Raw genomic sequence first — 18,669 nt, forward strand, 5'->3', positions numbered from 1 at the left:
GGCAGTCCGCCGGGCCCCTGGCCCGGCCCGGCCCGGCGGGCGAACTCCGATCGGCGACGGCGGACTACCCCCGCAGCGGAAAGACGGGTACCACGATGGCCCCCACACAGCTGGGAGGACATGAGATGTATCTGCAGCTGTCATCGCACCGGGAGGGCAGCTGGTCGGTCGTGCACGTGGCCGGCGAACTCGACATCGCCACGGCCGAGCAGCTGCGCCTGCAGGTCACCGGAGTCATCGCCCGGCGGGGACCGCGAGCGCGGGTGATCGCCGACCTCTCCGAGCTCACGTTCTGCGACGCCTGCGGGGCGAGCGCGCTCGTCGACGCGTACAACACCGCGCGGCGGCACGGCGGAGTGTTCTGCCTCGCCGTCCCCGAGGGCCGGGTGCGGCGTCTGCTCCGGCTAACCGGACTCGACCTGCTGCTGCCGGTGTTCCCGACGGTCCGCGAGGCCGTCTTCCGCTCCACCGCCACCGCCCCCGTACCGCTTGCGACGCTTCTGCCCGTCCCCCTCCTTCCCGTCCCCGCGCCCGCACCGCCTGCAACGACTCCCCCGATTCCCCCGATGCCCACCGCCCAGCCCGCGTAGCGGCCCCACCGGGCCCGAACCGAGCCGCCACCGCCGAACCACCTATGGAAAGGCAGGCGCCATGATCACCGAACTGGCTGTGGAACGAGTCGAATTCACCTGCGGACACTGCTGGCACAGCTGGAGTGCGGACTACGACGTGCAGCACTACCGCGACGAGGAAGGCAACGACTGGGAGTACTTCTCCCACGACGGCATCCCCGTCGCCTCCCCCTACTCGCCCGACGGCGCACCGGCCTGCCCCGGGTGCCACCGACACTGGGTCGGCCACCTCACCGCCCGTCGGCTGGTCCCGCTTCCGGACGAGGAGCCGACCCGACCGCGCACCGGCGTGATCGGCGACCCGGCACAGCACCGGCCGGAACGCCACGCTGCGCCACAGCTCTCCGGCACCTCCCACCAGCAGCCGACCCGTCAGGACCCGACAGCGATCTGGCACGAGCCCGCCGGGCTCTGAGACCGACCGTCCAGCTCCGCGCCCCGGCCGCCGGACACCCGGGGCGCGGGCCCGTTCCGGGGGCTGCCGGCGGCGGGGGCGGGACCGCCGCACGACGGTCGGTCAGCCGCCGCGCGACGGTCGAATACCGGCCGAACACGACTGAACCCCGAGCCGGTCGGACAGCCGGGATCGGCAGATGCGACGATGGTCGGCATCGTGACGACCTGGCAGCTCCGCACCATCCGCGCCGTGGTCTTCGCCACCCTGTGCGTGGCGATGTCCGCCACCGCGCACCTCAGCATGTCCGAAACCGGGCTCTCCGGGTACGTACTGCTCGCCGCCTTCGCCGGAACGGCCGGGGTCACCTGGCTGCTGGCCGGGCAGCGACGAGGTCTTGCGGTGATCAGCCTGTGGATGACTGCCGCTCAGGCCGCCCTGCACCTGATGTTCGAGCGCAGCTCGCCGATGGCGATGGCCGGGGCGGCCGGGGCGGCCCCCGGGCAGGGACACGGCGCTCTCGACTGGGCTCGGCTGCTCCTCTGCGCCCCCGACGGACTCCCCAACGGGCTCCCCGGCGGTATGCAGCCGACGGATCTGGCGCGTACGGCGGGGCTCGACCCTGACGCCCTGTCGGCCGCCGGGCTGCCGCCCTACGGCCCGGAATCGGCGGGTCAGCTGTACGGCGGGGCAGCCGGTATGTCGGACGTGTCGATGATGTCGCACTCGATGTCACAGTCGATGTCGCAGTCCATGGCCGAACCGGTGTCGATGGCGCACGGGCTCTCGACCGGCATGTTCCTCGCCCACCTGCTCGCCGCTCTCGCCTGCGCGCTGCTGCTCTGGCGCGGCGAGGCGGCGGTGGTCGGTCTGTTCGAGCTGGTGCGGACGCTGGCGGCCGTCCTGGTACCGCTGTTCCTGCTGTTCGTACCGCGCAGCCCGGAGCCCTCCGTGCCGGGCCTTCCGACGCTCCGTCGGACGGGGCAGCCCAGATCGGCAGTGCTGACGCATGCCGTCGTACGGCGCGGACCACCGGCCGCCGCCGCTGTGCACAGTGCCCGCCCGGGCCGAGCCCTGTACATCTGACCCCGGAGTTCTCACGCGCCGCTCGGCGCCGTGGCCCGGGCCGGGTTCCGCTCGGCACCGGCGGGCAGGTCGCCCCTGGGTGCCCGCTCCCTTCGGGGAAGCAGGCACAGGGGCCGGCCCGCGCCACCGCGACGGACGACGCCCCCGGACCGACTCCTCCGGGTCTGCGGTCGCACCGCCGTTCGCCCCTGACGACGGGCGGCGGCAGGTTCTCCGGACGGCGTGGTGACGGGCGCTCACCTGGCGGTACCGCTGGTCGCGGGGCCGCAGCCACTCCTGCCCTCAGGACACGTCATGACCTCAGGACCTCTCATCGACGACGGCCGGACCGTCGTACCCATCCACGCGCCCGCCCGGGCAACGGGGCCGACCCGCTCATCCCGCGCGGTCGCGGCCCGCCTCTTCGGAGCTCAGCAGCCGGGCCAGCAGGCCGTCGGCCCACTCCTCGGACGGTCCCTGCGCCGTGGCGGCCAGTGTCTGCAGACCGCGGGCCGCCGCCAGCCAGTCACGGCAGTCGGCGCACTGCTCTCCGTGCGCGGCCAGAGCCTCGGGGCCGCCGACCGCCGCTGCGGTGTCCGCGTTCTCACCGTCGAGGTGGGCGGACATCGCGGCTCGGTAGTCGGCACAGGTCATGCCGCCATGGTCTCTCACTCAACCGTGTGTGCGGTAGCACCCACCAGCACCGCCCGTACCCTCCACGCGACACGCACCATCCACACCAGCCGCACGGGAAAGCAGGGAGCGCACCGTGGATGACGAGCAGCTGACGGCCGTGGCCCTGCGTGCCCGTAGCGGCCGGCCCGCCGACATCGAGGCGTTCGTCCGGGCCACCCAGCGCGATGTGTGGCGGTTCGTGGCACACCTCACCGACGTCCAGTCGGCCGACGACCTCGCACAGGAGACCTTTCTGCGGGCGCTGCGCAGCCTGCCCGGGTTCGCCGGGCGCTCCTCGGCCCGCACCTGGCTGCTGTCGATCGCCCGGCGCGTGGTGGTGGACCGCTACCGCAGCGCGGCGGCCCGACCGCAGTGCGCTCCGCTGCCGGACTGGCAGGCGGCGGCCGAACAGCAGCAACGGCCCGACGAGGTGCCGCGGTTCGAGAACGAGGTCGTGCTGAGCGACCTGCTGGAGCGCGTACCGGCACAGCGACGGGAGGCGTTCGTACTGACCCAGGTGGTCGGGCTCAGTTACGCCGAGGCGGCCGCGGTGACGGGGTGCCCGATCGGCACCGTACGGTCCCGGGTGGCGCGGGCGCGGGACGAACTGGTCATGCTGCTGCGCTCGGCCGAGGGCGACTCGACCAGCGGTGGCGCAGCCGCGGACACCTCCGCGGCGGGCGGGTCGGCGCAGCGCGGTGGCGCCGGGACGCGGCAGGGTTCCGGGCGGACGTTCTGGGCCGGGCGTGCCCGCTCGCCGGTTCTGACGGGCTGAGGGCTGACGGGCTGACGGGCTGACGGGCTGACGGCGCCGAGTGGCGGACGGGCCCGCTCGCCGTGATCGGCCGCCACTCCCGAGAATCAGCAATCTGTTCGGGAACTCCCGGGCGCCGCCGCCCGACTGCTGTGACGGATGCCGCCGCCCGGCGGCGTCCGTCACCACGGAGGGAGAGGCGAGCATGCCCCCACGAGAGCCGGTAACCCGGTCGGCCCCGGGCACCGATCGGTCCCCGGGCACCGCCGGGTCCGCAAGTCGTGGCGAAACGCCCGACCGGTGGAGTCTGGTGGTCGTCGCCGGTCTGCTCGCCTTTACGGCGATGCTCGACATGAACATCGTCAACATCGCCGTCTCCTCGCTCTCGCGCAGCTTCGGGGTCTCCGTCGAGACCGCCCAATGGGCGGTGCTGGGCTACCAGTTGCCGGTGGTGGCCCTGCTGCTGCCCGCCGGCCAGTGGCTGGACCGGGTGGGGCTGCGGCCTGCGCTGCTGCTCGCCGTCTGCGGGTTCGCGCTGGCCAGTGCGGCCGCTGCGGCCGCGCCCTTTGCGGCCTGGCTGATCGCCGCCCGGCTGGTGCAGGGAGCCTTCGGCGCGGTGCTGTTCGTGCTGATGCCGGTGCTGGCGGCCCGCTCGGTCCGGCCCGAGCTGCGCGGCCGGGCGATGAGCGTGCCCGCCACGCTCGGGCCGCTCGGCGCGGTGACCGGTCCCGCGCTCGGCGGGCTGCTGCTGGACCACCTCGGCTGGCGGGCACTCTTCCTGGTCAAGCTTCCGGTCTGCCTGGCCGCCCTGCTGATCGCCCGTCGCAGCGCCCCGCCGGGCGGTGCGCTGCGCCTGCCCGACCGCCGTACCCTCGCCGACGCGGGCCTGGTCGGAGGCACCGTGGCCGCCGTCCTGCTGGCGCTCAGCCTCTCCCCCGGCTCGCCCGCCCGGCTGCTGCTCGCCGTACCCGCCGTGCCGCTCGCCGTCCGCTGGCTGCGCCGTCCGGGCGGGCAGCGGCTGGTCTCGGTGCTGCGGGAGGCCGGGACGTACGGGGTCCATGGCGCGGTGCTGGCGCTGGCGGCGGGCTTCGCCGCGATGCACTACCTGATCGCGCTCCACCTCCAGCGCGATGATGCGCTGAGCGCGACCACGACCGGTCTGACCGTGCTCTGCTTCCCGGCCGCCATGGGCCTGGCCGGGCCGCTCGGCGGACGGCTCGCCGATCGCTTCGGCGCCCGCCCCCCGGCTGCCGCCGGAGCCACGCTCACCGCGCTCGGCCTGCTGCTGCTCGTACCGCTCGGGGCCGGTTGGACGCCCGTGGACATCGCGTGGCGGCTCGCGCTCGCCGGGTTCGGGACGGGGTTGTACGGCGGTCCCGTGCAGGCTCTGGTGATGAGTGCCGCGCCGCCCGAACGGATGGCCACGGCAGGATCGGCCGTCCAGCTCGCCCGTAGCCTCGGGTTCACCCTCGGCCCCGCGCTGGCCACCGCCGCCTGGGGTCTGGGCGGCGCCGGCACCGGCGGTGTCCGGGCCGGCCTGGCGCTCGCCGCCGGTGCGGCCTGCGCGGCCGCCGTCCTGCTGATCCGCCCGGGCCGACGCCCGGCGGTGCTCGCCTCCCCGGCCGACTGACGGCCAGGCGCCACCCCGGTACCCGGCCCACCACTCACCCGAACCAGAACGCAGCTCGCACCAAGGAGTAGTCATATGTGCGGCATCACCGGCTGGGTGTCCTTCCGCCCGAACGCCTCGGACGCCCCCGAGCCCCGGGCCACGTCCCGGCTCACCCAGGTCATCGAGGCGATGACCGCCACCATTGCCCGGCGCGGCCCCGACGCCGGGGGCGTCTGGCTCGGTACCCATGCCGCTCTCGGCCACCGCAGACTCTCCGTCCTCGACCTGGCCGGCGGCGTCCAGCCCATGACGGACAGGCCCGATCGCCCCGGCGTCGTACTCAGCTACAGCGGAGAGGTGTACAACCACCACCGGCTGCGTGCCGAACTCCGCCGTCTGGGCCACGAGTTCCGTACCCGCAGCGACACCGAGGTGGTGCTGCGCGGCTACCAGCAGTGGGGCGAGGGCATCGTCGACCGCCTTGAGGGCATGTACGCCTTCGCGATCTGGGACGAGCTCCGGGAGCAACTCCTGCTCGTGCGCGACCGCTTGGGCGTCAAGCCGCTGTACTGGGCGCGGATCGACGGCGGCATCGCCTTCGGCTCCGAACCCAAGGCCCTGTTCGCCCACCCCGAGCTGAGCCCCCGGGTGGACGCGGACGGACTCCGCGAGGCGTACAGCCTGCTGTTCAACACCGGGCCGACGCTCTGGGCCGGAGTGCACGAGGTCCGGCCCGGCGGGCTGATCACCGTCGGCCGGGACGGTGTACGGGAGTGCCAGTACTGGCAGTTGACGGCACGCCCGCACACCGACGACCTGCCCGGGACGATCGAGCGGGTGCGTTCCCTGGTGAACCGCACCACCCGCGCCCAGCTGGAGGCCGACGTCCCGCTGTGCAGCCTGCTCTCCGGTGGCCTGGACTCCACCGTGCTGACGGCTCTCGCCGCCGACGAACTCCGGCTCGCCGAAGGCCCGCAGACGCGCCTGCGCTCCTACGCGGTGGACTACAGCGACCAGGCCGAAGGCTTCACCGGCGATGTCCTGCGCACCGGCCACGACACCCCGTTCGCCGCCGAGGCAGGCCGGTTCATCGGCACCGACCACAGCACGGTGGTCCTAGACCCGCACGCGCTGCTCGACCTGGAGCACCGTCGCGCCGTGGTCGTCGCGCGGGACTCGCCGATCGGAGTCGGGGACATGGACACCTCGCTCTACCTGCTCTTCGGCGAGATCCGGGGCCACTCCACCGTCGCCGTCTCCGGCGAGGCGGCCGACGAGGTCTTCGGCGGCTACCCGTGGTTCCACAGCCCCGCTGCCCTCGCCGCCGAGACCTTCCCCTGGCTGCTGGTCACCGGCGACCAGGCCGCGATGCCGCTCAATCCCGAGCTGGCCGCCGAGCTGCGCATCGGCGAGTTCCGCGCCGCCACCTACCGCGACGCCCTCGCCGCCGTGCCGCACCTGGACGGCGAGGACGCGGCCGAACTCCGCAGGCGTGAGCTCCAGCACTTCTCCCTGACCCGCTGGCTGCGCCAACTCCTGCACCGCAAGGACAGGTTGAGCATGGCGCAGGGCTTGGAGGTCCGGGTCCCCTACTGCGATCACCGATTGGTCGAGTACGTCTTCAACGCACCCTGGACGATGAAGAGCCACGACGGACGGGAGAAGAGCCTGCTGCGCGACGTGGGCACCGGCATCGCCCCCGCATCCGTACTCCACCGGCCCAAGAACCACTATCCGGCCACCCACCACCCCGACTACACGCGGGGATTGCAGCAGCTCGCCCGTGAGGCCCTCGACGCACCCGGGGTGGCCGGGCTCGCCGACGCCGCCGCACTGAAGCCCGCCCTCGACGCCACCCCGGAGCAGCTGTCCTGGGGCCAACGCCTGCGCCTGGAACGGGTGGTGGACCTCTCCCTCTGGCTCGACCACCACCGGCCGACGATCACCCTCTGACCCCGAACCCGGAAACCCGGAAACCCGGAAACCCGGAAACCCGGAAACCCGGAAACCCGCGATCCCCGCTGTCCCTGCGAACCCCACTGTCCCCGCAATTCCCGACCGACCCGACCTCCCCACCCGAAGGACTGCCCGATGACCTCGCCCGACCCGCTGCCTCCGGCGGCCTCGCGCTGCCCGGTGGCGCACGGCGCCGAGCCGTTGCCGCTGTACGGAAGCGACTACAAGAGAGATCCGTACCCGCTCTACCGCCAACTGCGCGAGACCGGCCCCGTGCACCGGGTCCGCTTCCCCAGCGGCATAGCCGCCTGGCTGGTGACCGGCTACCAGGCCGCGCACCAGGCGCTCAACGACCCGCGACTGGGCAAGAACCACTCGCTCGGCAACGACAACTGGCGCAAGCTGGCCTCGATCATGCCCGAGCCCCAGCACTCCCAGCTCCAGGCCCACCTGCTGCACCAGGATCCGCCCAAGCACACCGGAATGCGCCGACTCGTACTGGACGCCTTCGCGCCCCGTCGCATCGACTCGCTGCGCCCTCGCTTCCAGCAGCTGGCCGACGCCCTGGTGGACACCCTCCCGGCCACCGGCGGTGCCGATCTGATCGGCGGCTTCGCCGCGCACTTCCCGTTCCGGGTACTGGCCGAAGTCATCGGCCTGCCCGATGAGTTGGCGCGCCGCTTCGACCGCGACTGGGGCAAGGTCGTGCAACCGGTCGGCCCCGACGACCCCGGCCGCCCCGCCTACGAGGGCCGACTGCGCGCACTCCAGGGCTACATCGCCGATGTGGTCGCGGCCAAGCGCGGGGAGCAGGCGGACGACGACCTGCTCGGACGGCTGGTGGTCGCGCGGGACAGCGGGGAGCTGAGCCCGGAGGAGCTGGACTCCATGATCTTCCAGCTGCTGGTCGCCGGCCAGGAACCGGTCACCAACCAGATCAGCACCATGCTGATGACCCTGCTGCGCCACCCCGACCAACTGGAGCGGCTGCGCCGCGAGCCCGCCCTGCTGCCCCGGGCGATCGAGGAACTCATGCGCTACGACAGCGCGTTCGAGCTGACCACCTGGCGCTTCTTCGCCGAGGACAGCGAGCTGCACGGCACCCGGATCCCCGCCGGGGACTCGGTCATCGTCTCGCTCTGCGCGGCCAACCGCGATCCCGAGCAGTTCCCGGACGCCGACGGCCTCGACTTCGACCGAACGCCCAACGCGCACCTGGCCTTCGGCCACGGCATCCACTTCTGCCCCGGCGCGGCCCTGGCCCGCGCCGAGCTCCAGATCGCCATCGGCACGCTGCTCGCCCGCCTGCCCGGCCTGCACCCCGCCGTGGACGAGTCCGAGATCGAGTGGATCCCGGCCGTCCTCGCCCGTGGTGTCAACCGGCTGCCCGTCGCCTACGACAAGCGCGACTGACCGCCGGCTTCCCCTTCTCTGCCCTGATTCCCTTGCGTCCGCGCGGAGTTCCCGGCCGCCCGGACGCCATACCGCCATGCCCTCGTGGAGGACCGCATGCCGCCCGTCGGCGCCATCGCCGCACCCGAACCGTCCGCGCAGTCCCAGCCGCCGGCCGCGCCTACCCCGCAGACCACCGATCGCGTCGAACGCACCTGCGCCGCCGTCCTGGAGCTGCTGCTCCCCCACCGCCGGGCCTCGGATCCCGAGAGCCCGGCTGCGGTCGAGGCTTTCCCGCACCAACTGCGCCAACTGGCCTCCTTCGTGGCCGTCGGCGACCCGATCGTCTTCACCCTGCCGGGCTTCCCCTGCAAGTCGCCCAACCCCGCCAAGGTCCTGAGCCACCTTCCGGACGAGGGCGAGCGGCTCTCACTCGGCTTCCTGGACGAGCTGTGCGCGGCTGTCGGCGAGGTCCACCAGCCCGGCGCCCGGATGGTGATCTGCTCGGACGGCCATGTCTTCGGTGATCTGATCCGCGTTCCGGACGCCCATATCGACGCCTACTCGGACGAGCTGAAGGCCATCATCCAGCGCGAGGAGCTGCGCCGCCTCTCCGTCTTCGACCTACGCGACGTCCTCGGCGACCTGCCGCACGACGAGAAGCGCCGACAGGTGCACGAGCGGTACGCACCGACGGTGGACCAACTGCGTGCCGAGATACGCTCGGACGTGGACACCGAGCGGCTCTACTGCGGCATCACCCGGTTCCTGGTGGACGACACCGCCGACTTTCCCGGCAGCCGGTCCGCACTGCAACGCGAGTGCCGGCGGCGCGCGTACGGGGTGATCCAGCGCAGCCGGGCCTGGGGCGATCTGATCGCCGACCACCATCCGCGTTCGGTCCGACTCTCCATCCACCCGCAGCGACGCGGAGCGGCCAAGTTCGGTATCAGCCTGCTCGACTCGCCCGACGCCTGGACGACGCCGTGGCACTCCTGCGTGCTGCACCGGCCCGACGGCAGCTGGGAGTTGCTCAAGCGCCAGGCCGCCGAACAGGCCGGACGCCTGGTCCTGAGAGACGGCCGCCCCAGCCACTACGAGACCCGCTAGGTCCCGCCCGTGCACGGTGAAGGGGGCGAGGAACGCCGACTGTCCCTCGCCTCCCTGAACGTGTGTCAGTACAGCAATGGGGGTGCGGGGAGCGGCGCGCCATCGGGAGTGAGCAGGTCGGTGCCCTCCGAGCGGCCCATCAGCCAGGCCGGCAGCGAGGTCTGCCTGCCGTGGACCGTCACCGTCCGGCCTGCGGTGCCGAGCTCGTGCCGGCCGCCGGTGGCGGTGGCGGTGGCGGTGGCGGTGGCGGTGGCGGTGGCCTACAGGCGCATCGAGGGGGTGTCATGGCGCGAGGCGAGCGCGGCCACGACCCGGTCGAGCAGCACGCTCGGCTCACATCCATGGTCGGCAGTCATATCGCCATCCTCCCCGTGCGTGCGAGCATTATGCGGGACCGCTCAGGAGAGCGGTGCCGTGCCGACCGGGCTGCGGTGGTCGAAGGCGATCAGCGGGTCACCGGTGAGCGGGTGGTCGACCACCACCGCCCTTACGCCGAAGACTTCGGCCAGCAGGTCCGGGGTGAGGACGTCGCGTGGCTTGCCCGAGGCCACCACCGTGCCCTGGTGCAGGACGTGCAGGCGGTCGCAGAGCGAGGCCGCAGCGTTGAGGTCGTGCAGCGAGATCAGGGTGGTGCGGCGCTGGGCGCGCAGCAGGGCGAGCAGTTCCACCTGGTGCTGGACGTCGAGGTGGTTGGTCGGCTCGTCCAGTACCAGGACGTCCGGCTGCTGGGCGAACGCCCTTGCCAGCAGTACGCGTTGGCGTTCGCCGCCGGAGAGGGCGGCGAAGCTGCGACGCTCGTGGCCGGCCAGGCCGACCTGGGCGAGTGCGTCGGTCACCGCCGTCCGATCCTGGGCGCTCTCCCCGGCGAAGGCCCGCTGGTAGGGCGAGCGGCCCATCGCCACCACCTCGCGGACGGTGAACTCGAAGTCACTGCCGCGTTCCTGGGGCAGCGCCGCGAGATGCCGGGCGGCCTCGGCGGGGGCGAGTTCCCGGACGTCCCGGTCGGCGAGCAGGACGCGCCCGGACTGCGGCTTGAGGTGGCGGTAGACGGTGCGCAGCAGGGTGGACTTGCCGCTGCCGTTGGGCCCGATCAGGCCGGCGATCTCGCCCTCCTCGGCGACCAGGTGGATGCCGGAGAGGATGCTGCGGCCGGAGAGGGTGACGGACACGGCGTCAACGGCGATTCGCATCATCGGTTCAGCGCTCCAAGCGTCGGTCGAGCAGGTAGAGCAGGGCGGGGGCACCGATCAGCGCGGTGACGACGCCGATCGGGACCTCCTGGTTGTCCAGCGCGGTCCGGGCGACGGTGTCCACGGCCACCAGCAGCACCGCGCCGGCCAGGGCGGAGAGCGGCAGCAGTCGGCGGTGGTCGCCGCCGACGACCAGTCGGCAGGCATGCGGGACGAGCAGGCCGACAAAGCCGATCGCGCCGGAGACCGCGACCAGCACACCGGTGAGCAGGCTGGTGACGACGAAGAGTTCGCGGCGCAGCCGGACCACGTCCACGCCGAGACCGGCGGCCGTCTCGTCGCCCATCAGCAGGGCGTTGAGCGCGCGGGCACGGGCCTGGAGGACCAGCAGCCCGAGCGCTACCGCCCCTGCGGGGATGGCGAGTTGGCTCCACTGGGCGCCACTGAGGCTGCCCATCAGCCAGAACAGCACGCCCCTGGTCCGCTGTTCGTCCCCGGCCTGGAGGACCAGGTAGCTGGTGAACCCGGAGAGGAACTGGCCGATCCCGACTCCCGCCAGCACCAGCCGCAGCGGGGAGAAGCCCCCGCCGCGCCTGGCCATCGTCCACACCAGGGCGAAGGCCGCGAGTGCCCCGGCGAAGGCCGCCCCGGAGGCGCCGAACCCGACCGCGGACCCGGCGCCCGTCCCGAGGACGACGGCCGCGACCGCGCCGAGCGAGGCGCCGGAGGAGATACCGAGCAGGTAGGGGTCGGCCAGCGGATTGCGTACCAGGGCCTGGACGGCGGCACCGACCAGGCCGAGTCCGGCACCGACGATGGCGGCCAACAGCGCGCGGGGGGCGCGCAGTTGCCAGACGATGAGATCACGCGAGCCCGGCTCGGCGGCCCCTCCGGTCAGTCTGCGGCCGACCACCGACCAGACCTCACCGACCGGGATGTCCACCGAGCCCAGCGAGACGGCGGCGGTCAGCCCGGCGAGCAGGGCCACGCCGAGCAGCGCGGCGGCCACGCCCGCCCGCACGGTCCGTACCGTCCCGGTGGTGCTCCCGGGCTCGTCCTCGCCCGCGACTCCCGTCCGGGGCGGGGCAGGTGCCGCCATCACTTCACCAGGTCGGGGTGGAGGGTGCGGGCGATCTGCTGCACGGTGTCGGCGTTGCGGACTCCGGCGATGGTGGTGACCTCGGAGCCGATCCGTACGAAGTGGCTCTCCTTGACGGCCTTCAGCCCCTTGGTCGCGGGGAAGTCCCGGAGGAACTGGGCGGCCTCGTCGAAGGCCTTGGTGTTCTCGGCCTCGCTGCCCCGGTTGCGGACGCCGAGCTGGATCCAGTCGGGGTTCTTGGCGACCACGTCCTCCCAGGCGACCGGCTTGAAGTCGCCGTCGCAGTCGGCGAACACGTTGCGCGCCCCGGCCAGCGTGATCACCGCGTTGGCCACCTGCTTGCCGCAGACCGCCATCGGCTGCTTGGTCCCGGCGTCGAAGTCGAAGAAGAAGTACGTCGGGCGCTGGTCCGTCGGGATGCCCTTGACGGCCGCCTGGACGGCGCCGGTCTTCTGCTCCATACCGGCGGCCAGTTCCTCCGCCCTGGCGGCCGTGCCGGTGACGGCGCCCAGGCGCTTGATGTCCGCCTCGACCTCGGAGAGGTCCTGCTGTGGGCCCTGACGCATCGTCGCGCAGGCGGTGGAGTGCAGGTAGACGTGCTTGATCCCGGCCGCCGCGAACTCCTGCTCGGTCGGCGCCGAACCCATCGCGCCGCCCATACCGCCCATGCCGTTCATCGCGGCGAAGGTGTCGATGTAGAGATCGGCGCCCGAACCGAGCAGCTTCTCCTTGGCGATCACCATCTGGCCGAGCACCGGCACCTTGGCAGCCTGGGCGGCGAGGTCCTCCGGCATGGCACCCTTGCCGGGCGGGAAGCCGGTGCCTATCACCTGGCCCCCGGCACCGAGCCGGAGCAGCATCTCCAGGCTGGACGCGTTGCTGGTGACGATCCGTTTGGGCGGCGCCGTGAAGGTGGTCTCCGCGCCACCGCAGTCCGTGACCTTCACCGGGTAGGCCCCGGCCGTGGCCCCTGCGGCCCCCGCCGACCCGGTCGCCCTACCGGTCGCGTCGGCGGCCGGGCCGTCCGACGAGCCGCCGCCGCCACAGCCCGTGGCGAGCAGGGCCACGGCGGCGGCCAGGCCGCACAGAACGCGAGAACGCATGGAACTCTCCTGGAAATCCGGGTGCACACAGGCCGCCGCTGCGGCCCGGACCAGGTAGTCGTACGGATCCCGCCCCGGGTTCCCGCACTCGGTGAAACTTTTCGTCCCGGTGGGGCGGGTTCGTTCCGGTGGGGCAGGACGCAACCTGCCCCAGCGGCTGGGCCCGTTGCCCTCGGCCGGCCGCGGACCTCGAACGACCGGGTGGGCGGGCAGGCGGGCTTACCTGAGCAGGCCGTCCAGGAAGGGGTTGCCGAACACCCGGTACGGGTCGTAGCGGTCGAGTGTGGCGACGGCCTCGTCCCAGCCGGGGCCGCCGCCCGCTCGGAGGCTGTCGGGGATGAACCGGCCCAGCATGTCCGGGTCGGACCAGGCGGCGTCGGCGGTGTACGCCCAGCCCTTGGACCACTCCACCCGCAGCCCGGCCCGGCTCCCGTCGAAGGTGCTTTTCAGGAAGCCCTCCAGGTCTCGACAGAAACGGTGCAGGCCGGGCGTGTTGGGGAAGCTCAGGATGTCCAGCCAGACCGCCGTGTCCCACTCGGGCCGGTCCTGGCGGGGCCGCAGGGCGGAGAGCAGCGGCGGACGAGCCCCGGGCACGCCCGAGCGGGCCGGGTCGTCGAGGCCGGTCGTCCTGATCTCGACCGCGCCGTTGATCGGGTACTCGCCACGGGCCTGGTACTCCGCCACCAGCTGCTGGTAGTACCGGCTGAACTCGCTGAGCACCCACTGCAGATCGGCCCTCCGGGCGAGCACCGCATAGCCGTTCGCCGTCACCCGCATGGTGGTGGGCCGGACGTACTGGAGCAGATGGCGGGAAGCTCCCCAGAGGTCCGAGCCCAGGCCACCGGCCAGCAGGTGGGTGATGCTGTCGCCGGTGAGCAGATCGCGCAGCAGGCCGCCGGAGAGCAGTACGTCGGTGAGGTCACCGGTGAGCCCGATCTTGCTGATCAGGTACTGGAGTTGCCCGTACAGCGGCGCCAGGCCCCAGGAGCCGCCGATCAGTTGGCCCGCCAGCTGCGCCACCGGCTTCGGGACGTTGTCCGAGAACGGGTAGTTGTACGGCTCGCTGACGGCGCGTGCGGCGAAGGGCTTGCTGGGCGTGACGCGCCAGGTCTTCAGCCAGGGGTTCGCCGTGTAGGCGAACCAGATCGCCTCGGCCCTGCCGTCCCGGTCGACGAAATCGGCGAACGTACGGCCGCCGGAGGCGGTGGAGCTGCCGGGTGCGGCGAAGAGTTCGGCGGCCGGGATGTCCAGTCGGCTGGTGCAGCGCAGCTGCTGGTCGGCCCCGACGCGCAGCTGTACCTCGGTGAGGAAGGCCCGGCCGAGGTTGACCAGGAAGGCCGCGCTGTCGGCCTCCGAGCGGTCGAAGGTGCGCAGCACGTACCGATCGCTCGCGCCGTCGTGGACGACGGCGGTGAGCGAGGTGACCTGGTTGCTCAGCGAGCCGTAGCCGTGGCCCGGCTGGGGTGTCTCGCCGGTGGCGGGTACGGCGGTGCCGTGACCGCCGATGGCGAGGACCCCGCCGACCGTCAGATCCCCGGGTGCCGGGCAGGCGGCGACCCCGAGACCGCGCTGCCCCAGGAAGACCAGCAGCTCCTCCATCCCGGCGCCCGCCTGCACCCGCACGGTCGAGGAATCCACCAGGGACATCCCGGTGAGGTACTGGCTGGTTTCGACCAGCAGCACACGGGCGGAGGCCGGTGTGCCGTCGGCGACGGTGAGCGGGGCCCAGCCGTGCCGGTGGCCCTGCGCACGCAGCCGCCAGCCGGCCGACCGCGCCCAGTCGGCCAGTTGGGCCACCTGCTGCGGGCTGCTCGGCGCGCACGTCCACAGCTGCTCGGTACGGATCTCGCCCGCCCAGTTCTCGAAGACCCGCTGGTAGGGCTCGATCCCCGAGGGGAGGCCGGGCGGTGCGCTCCCCACCGCTCTGGCGCTGTCCGCACCCACCGTTCCGCGCAGCAGCCAGACGGCGCCGCCGAGTGCGGCGGAGGCCGCGAGCACCCCGCGCCTGGTCAGGCCACCGCCACCGCTCGCCCCTGCCCGCAGGCCGTCCTCCGAGCGGCTCCGCCCGGTGCCGTCGTGCCGTTCGTCAGTCATGGTTCCCCCCATGGCCCAGCTCGCCGTCAGCTCCGGCCCAGACGCTAGGACAGTGCACCCACGCACGACTATCGAACACAGCAACGATCACTCGTTCGAGTGATAGGGGTACCCGTTGAGCGGTAACGCAGGCTACCGGTCCAACGGGGTCGAAGAGCTTCTGCTCAGGCTCTCGACCACCCGATCACCGACCTGATCCACCGAGCTGCTCACCGATCCGATCCACCGAAGCGATCACCGATCACCGATCAGAAAACCACCAGCGAGCGCCCGCCGCGCCCCTGCGCCATCCGCTCGAAGGCGTCCGGGATCTCCCCGAGAGTGATCCGGTCGGTGATCAGCGCCTCCAGGTCCAGACGCCCGGCCCGGACGTGCTCCGCGAGGACCGGGATGTCCTTCGCCGGGTCGCTGTTGCCGTAGACGCAGGCGGTGAGGGTGCGAGCGAAGTAGAAGATCTCCAGGGCGGAGAAGGACACCAGCTCCTCCTTGCCGCCGATCCCGACCACCGTCGTCCGGCCGCCGCGCCGGGTCGCCGACCACGCGGCACGGATGGTGGCGGCCCGTCCGACGCACTCGAAGGCGTGGTCAGCGCCATGACCGCCCGTCAGACCCCGCACGGCCTTGGCGGTGCGGTCGTCGGCGAGCAGGAACTCCGTCGCCCCGTGGCGGCGGGCGAGTTCCTCCTTCTCCGGGCTGACGTCCACTGCGATGATCGGACCGGCGCCGGCGATCCGGGCCGCCTGAAGGGTGGCCAGGCCAACCCCGCCCAGGCCGTAGACCACGACCGACTCGCCCGCCCGGACCCGGGCGGCGTTGTGCACCGCGCCGTAGCCGGTGAGCACGGCGCAGCCGAGCAGGGCGGCCGAGGTCAGCGGCACACCCGAAGGCAGCGGGACCAGCGCCCGTTCGGCGACCAGGGTCTCCTCCGCGAAGGCCGCGACGCCCAGCCCCGGGTACACGCCGGTGCCGTCGCCGAGCGAGGCGTAGGTCGCTGCGGAGCCTTCGGCGGAGCGCTCGCACAGCCACGGCTCGCCGAGGCCGCACAGGTGGCAATCGCCGCAGGCGGGCGCCCAGTTGAGTACTACCGCATCCCCGGGCCGCACCGAGTTCACGCCCTCGCCGACGGCGGTCACGGTGCCCGCGCCCTCGTGGCCGAGGACGGTCGGCGTGGCGGTGCGCAGGGTGCCGTTGGAGAGCGAGAGGTCCGAGTGGCAGACCCCGGCGGCGGCCAGCTTGACCCGGACCTGCCCGGGTCCGGGCTCGGGCAGGTCGATCTCGGTGAGCTCGAGCGGGGCTCCGACGGCGGTGAGCAGGGCGGCGCGGACCATGATGCTCCTTACGCGGGTGGCGGGTGGCGGGTGAACGGCGGCCGAAGGTCGGCAGGACCGGGAGGCGACGGCGAGGCAAGGGTGTAGACGGTACAGAGCCCCCCACGAACGCGGTGGACGCGGGGGGCTCACCAGGCACAGCCGGTCCGGGAAATCCGGCAACTCCGGCAGGCCCAGCAGACCCCGCCAGTACAGCAGGCCCCGCAGAGTCAGAGCGTCAGAACTGCAGGGACTTGGTCTGCAGAAACTCCTCCAGCCCGTGCCGCCCGAGTTCCCGCCCCACGCCGGACTTCTTGTAACCCCCGAACGGTGCCAACGGGTTGAAGCGGCCGCCGTTGATGTGGACCTGCCCGGTGTCCATCCGGCGGGCGAAGGCGGCGGCGGTCTCGTCGTCGGCTGCCCAGACGCTGCCGGCCAGGCCGTACTCGGTGCCGTTGGCGATCTCCAGGGCGTGCTCCTCGTCGCGGTAGGCAAGGATCGAGAGCACCGGCCCGAAGACCTCCTCCTGAGCGACCGCCATGTCGGGGGTGACGTCCGCGAGCACGGTCGGGCGCACGTAGTAACCCTGCGCGAGCCCCTCGGGAGCCTCCGCACCACCCACGACCAGCCGCGCGCCCTCGGCGAGTGCGCCGGTGATGTAACCGCGTACGCGCTCGCGCTGCTTGGCGTTGACGACCGGGCCGAGCCCGGTGGACGACTCGGTGGGGTCACCCGGGACGTACTTCCCGGCGGCCTTGGCCGCGATGGCCACGGCCTCCTCGTACTGGTCCTCGTGCACCAGCAGCCTGGTCCAGGCGCTACAGGTCTGGCCGGAGTTGGCGACGACGTTGGCCACGTTGACGTTCACTGCGCGGGTCAGGTCGGCGCCGGGCAGCACGACATTGGCGGACTTGCCCCCGAGCTCCAGAGCCACCCGCTTGATACCGCGCCCGGCCACCTCGGCGATCCGCCGCCCGACGGCGGTGGAACCGGTGAAGGAGACCAGGTCCACCCCGGGGTGCGCGGCAAGCGCCGCGCCCGCGTCCGGCCCGCGGCCGGTCACCAGGTTGAACACGCCCGCAGGAAAGCCCGCTTCATGGACGAGCTGCGCGAACAGCCGGGCGACCAGCGGGGTGTCCTCGGCGGGCTTGAGGACGACCGTGCAGCCGGCGGCCAGCGCCGGGACGACCTTCGCGACGATCTGGTGCAACGGGTAGTTCCACGGGGTGATGGCGGCGACGACCCCGGCGGGCTCCGCGAACACCGTGGACGTCCCGACCCGCTCCTCGAACTCGTACCCCGCCAGGATGTCCAGGTACGAACCGGCGACCCCGAGCGGCAGACCCGCCTGCACGGCCGTCGCGAAGCCGATCGGCGAGCCCAGTTCGGCGACGACGGTCTCGGCCATCTCCTGTTGCCGGGCGGCCAGGCCGTCCCGCAGGCGGGTGAGCGGCGCCAGGCGCTCCTCACGGCTGGTCGCGCCCCAGGCGCGAGCGGCGGCCCTGGCGGCGCGGACGGCCGCGTCCACATCTTCGGCCCCACCGGCCGGCACGGAGGCGATGACCTGCTCCGTCGCCGGGTTCAGCACGGCGATGGACTCGGCTGCCAGAGTCGGCCGCCACTCACCGCCGATGTACTGATCCGAGTACTCCTGCACCGGTCCGCCCTCTCCCTCGCCGCCGGCCCGCAACGCGGACCCGCCCACCCTGGTGCCTTCGGCCGACAGCACGACGACCGCCTTGACTGGCGTCGCCAGTCAAGGCGGTCGGGCACTCACCGCGCAAGAGGGCCCGGGCGCATCGCACCCCGCAGGGCCTGCGCCGGGAGGTTCCCTACTCGACGACGAGCTCGACCGGGATGTTGCCGCGGGTCGCCCTGGAGTACGGGCAGACCTCGTGCGCCTTCTTGATCAGCAGCTCGCCCGTCTCGTTCTGCAGCGCCTCGGGCAGCTCGACCCGCAGGGTGACGGCGAGGCCGAAGCCGGCCTCGTCCTTGCCGATCCCGACCTCGGCCGTCACCGAGACGTCACCGGTGTCGACCTTCGCCTGCCGGCCCACCAGGCCCAGGGCACTGGCGAAGCACGCCGCGTAGCCCGCGGCGAACAGCTGCTCCGGGTTGGTGCCCTCGCCACTGCCGCCGAGCGCCGTCGGCATCGCGAGCGGCAGGTCCAGTCGGCCGTCGGAGCTCACGGCACGGCCTTCTCGGCCGTTCGCGGTGGCAACAGCGGTGTACAGCGCGTCCATGGGACCCGCCCCTTCCCTCATCGGTTCGGCGACCCGGCCTCCG

General features: G+C 72.8%; 16 protein-coding genes. 8 read left to right on the forward strand and 8 right to left on the reverse strand.

Features of this window, described 5'->3' with window-relative positions; all coding sequences use genetic code 11:
- Positions 1–125: 125 nt before the first annotated feature.
- From P3T39_RS13005 to P3T39_RS13015, 3 genes are all read left to right on the forward strand, one after another.
- Positions 126–590 carry an STAS domain-containing protein gene (locus P3T39_RS13005; protein WP_280697668.1) on the forward strand — a complete coding sequence of 155 codons (465 nt, stop codon included), beginning with the start codon at positions 126–128 and terminating at the stop codon, positions 588–590.
- 61 nt (positions 591–651) lie between these two features.
- Positions 652–1,047 (forward strand): hypothetical protein, encoded by a 396-nt coding sequence (locus tag P3T39_RS13010; protein WP_280697669.1) that lies wholly within the window; start codon positions 652–654, stop codon positions 1,045–1,047.
- A 198-nt stretch (positions 1,048–1,245) separates the two neighbouring features.
- Positions 1,246–2,112: a hypothetical protein gene (locus P3T39_RS13015; protein ID WP_280697670.1), complete on the forward strand. Its 867-nt coding sequence runs from the start codon at positions 1,246–1,248 to the stop codon at positions 2,110–2,112.
- 375 nt (positions 2,113–2,487) lie between these two features.
- On the opposite strand, the gene P3T39_RS13020 is transcribed toward P3T39_RS13015, so the two are convergent.
- A complete protein-coding gene (locus tag P3T39_RS13020) occupies positions 2,488–2,745 on the reverse strand; it encodes a hypothetical protein (protein WP_280697671.1) in 258 nt (85 codons plus the stop codon).
- 115 nt (positions 2,746–2,860) lie between these two features.
- Between P3T39_RS13020 and P3T39_RS13025 the strand changes: the two genes are divergently transcribed.
- The 5 genes from P3T39_RS13025 (at position 2,861) to P3T39_RS13045 (ending at position 9,590) form a co-directional block, all read left to right on the forward strand.
- Positions 2,861–3,541 (forward strand): sigma-70 family RNA polymerase sigma factor, encoded by a 681-nt coding sequence (locus P3T39_RS13025; RefSeq protein ID WP_280697672.1) that lies wholly within the window; start codon positions 2,861–2,863, stop codon positions 3,539–3,541.
- A gap of 289 nt (positions 3,542–3,830) precedes the next feature.
- Positions 3,831–5,150 (forward strand): MFS transporter, encoded by a 1,320-nt coding sequence (locus tag P3T39_RS13030; RefSeq protein ID WP_280697673.1) that lies wholly within the window; start codon positions 3,831–3,833, stop codon positions 5,148–5,150.
- Positions 5,151–5,225: 75 nt separating this feature from the next.
- Positions 5,226–7,085, forward strand: a complete 1,860-nt coding sequence (gene asnB / locus P3T39_RS13035) for an asparagine synthase (glutamine-hydrolyzing) (RefSeq protein ID WP_280697674.1) — start codon at positions 5,226–5,228, stop codon at positions 7,083–7,085.
- A 138-nt stretch (positions 7,086–7,223) separates the two neighbouring features.
- Positions 7,224–8,501: a cytochrome P450 gene (locus P3T39_RS13040; protein WP_280697675.1), complete on the forward strand. Its 1,278-nt coding sequence runs from the start codon at positions 7,224–7,226 to the stop codon at positions 8,499–8,501.
- A 96-nt stretch (positions 8,502–8,597) separates the two neighbouring features.
- Complete coding sequence (locus P3T39_RS13045; RefSeq protein ID WP_280697677.1) at positions 8,598–9,590, forward strand: isocyanide synthase family protein; 993 nt, start codon at positions 8,598–8,600, stop codon at positions 9,588–9,590.
- Positions 9,591–9,988: 398 nt separating this feature from the next.
- Here P3T39_RS13045 and P3T39_RS13050 read toward each other — a convergent pair whose 3' ends face one another.
- From P3T39_RS13050 to P3T39_RS13080, 7 genes are all read right to left on the reverse strand, one after another.
- Positions 9,989–10,780: an ABC transporter ATP-binding protein gene (locus P3T39_RS13050; protein ID WP_280697721.1), complete on the reverse strand. Its 792-nt coding sequence runs from the start codon at positions 10,778–10,780 to the stop codon at positions 9,989–9,991.
- A 7-nt stretch (positions 10,781–10,787) separates the two neighbouring features.
- Complete coding sequence (locus P3T39_RS13055; RefSeq protein WP_280697678.1) at positions 10,788–11,879, reverse strand: iron ABC transporter permease; 1,092 nt, start codon at positions 11,877–11,879, stop codon at positions 10,788–10,790.
- Positions 11,879–12,982 carry an ABC transporter substrate-binding protein gene (locus tag P3T39_RS13060; RefSeq protein WP_280697679.1) on the reverse strand — a complete coding sequence of 368 codons (1,104 nt, stop codon included), beginning with the start codon at positions 12,980–12,982 and terminating at the stop codon, positions 11,879–11,881. Before P3T39_RS13060 ends, P3T39_RS13055 begins: the two co-directional genes overlap by 1 nt.
- A 219-nt stretch (positions 12,983–13,201) precedes the next feature.
- Entirely contained in the window at positions 13,202–15,076 is a 1,875-nt protein-coding gene (locus P3T39_RS13065; protein ID WP_280697680.1) for a cholesterol oxidase substrate-binding domain-containing protein, read from the reverse strand.
- 248 nt (positions 15,077–15,324) lie between these two features.
- Positions 15,325–16,404, reverse strand: coding sequence for a Zn-dependent alcohol dehydrogenase (locus tag P3T39_RS13070; RefSeq protein ID WP_280697681.1), 1,080 nt, complete (start codon positions 16,402–16,404; stop codon positions 15,325–15,327).
- A gap of 217 nt (positions 16,405–16,621) precedes the next feature.
- Entirely contained in the window at positions 16,622–18,040 is a 1,419-nt protein-coding gene (locus P3T39_RS13075) for an aldehyde dehydrogenase family protein (RefSeq protein ID WP_280697722.1), read from the reverse strand.
- Positions 18,041–18,215: 175 nt separating this feature from the next.
- Positions 18,216–18,626: an organic hydroperoxide resistance protein gene (locus P3T39_RS13080; RefSeq protein ID WP_280697682.1), complete on the reverse strand. Its 411-nt coding sequence runs from the start codon at positions 18,624–18,626 to the stop codon at positions 18,216–18,218.
- Positions 18,627–18,669: the final 43 nt, after the last annotated feature.

This window comes from Kitasatospora sp. GP82, assembly GCF_029892105.1.
Lineage (GTDB): Bacteria > Actinomycetota > Actinomycetes > Streptomycetales > Streptomycetaceae > Kitasatospora.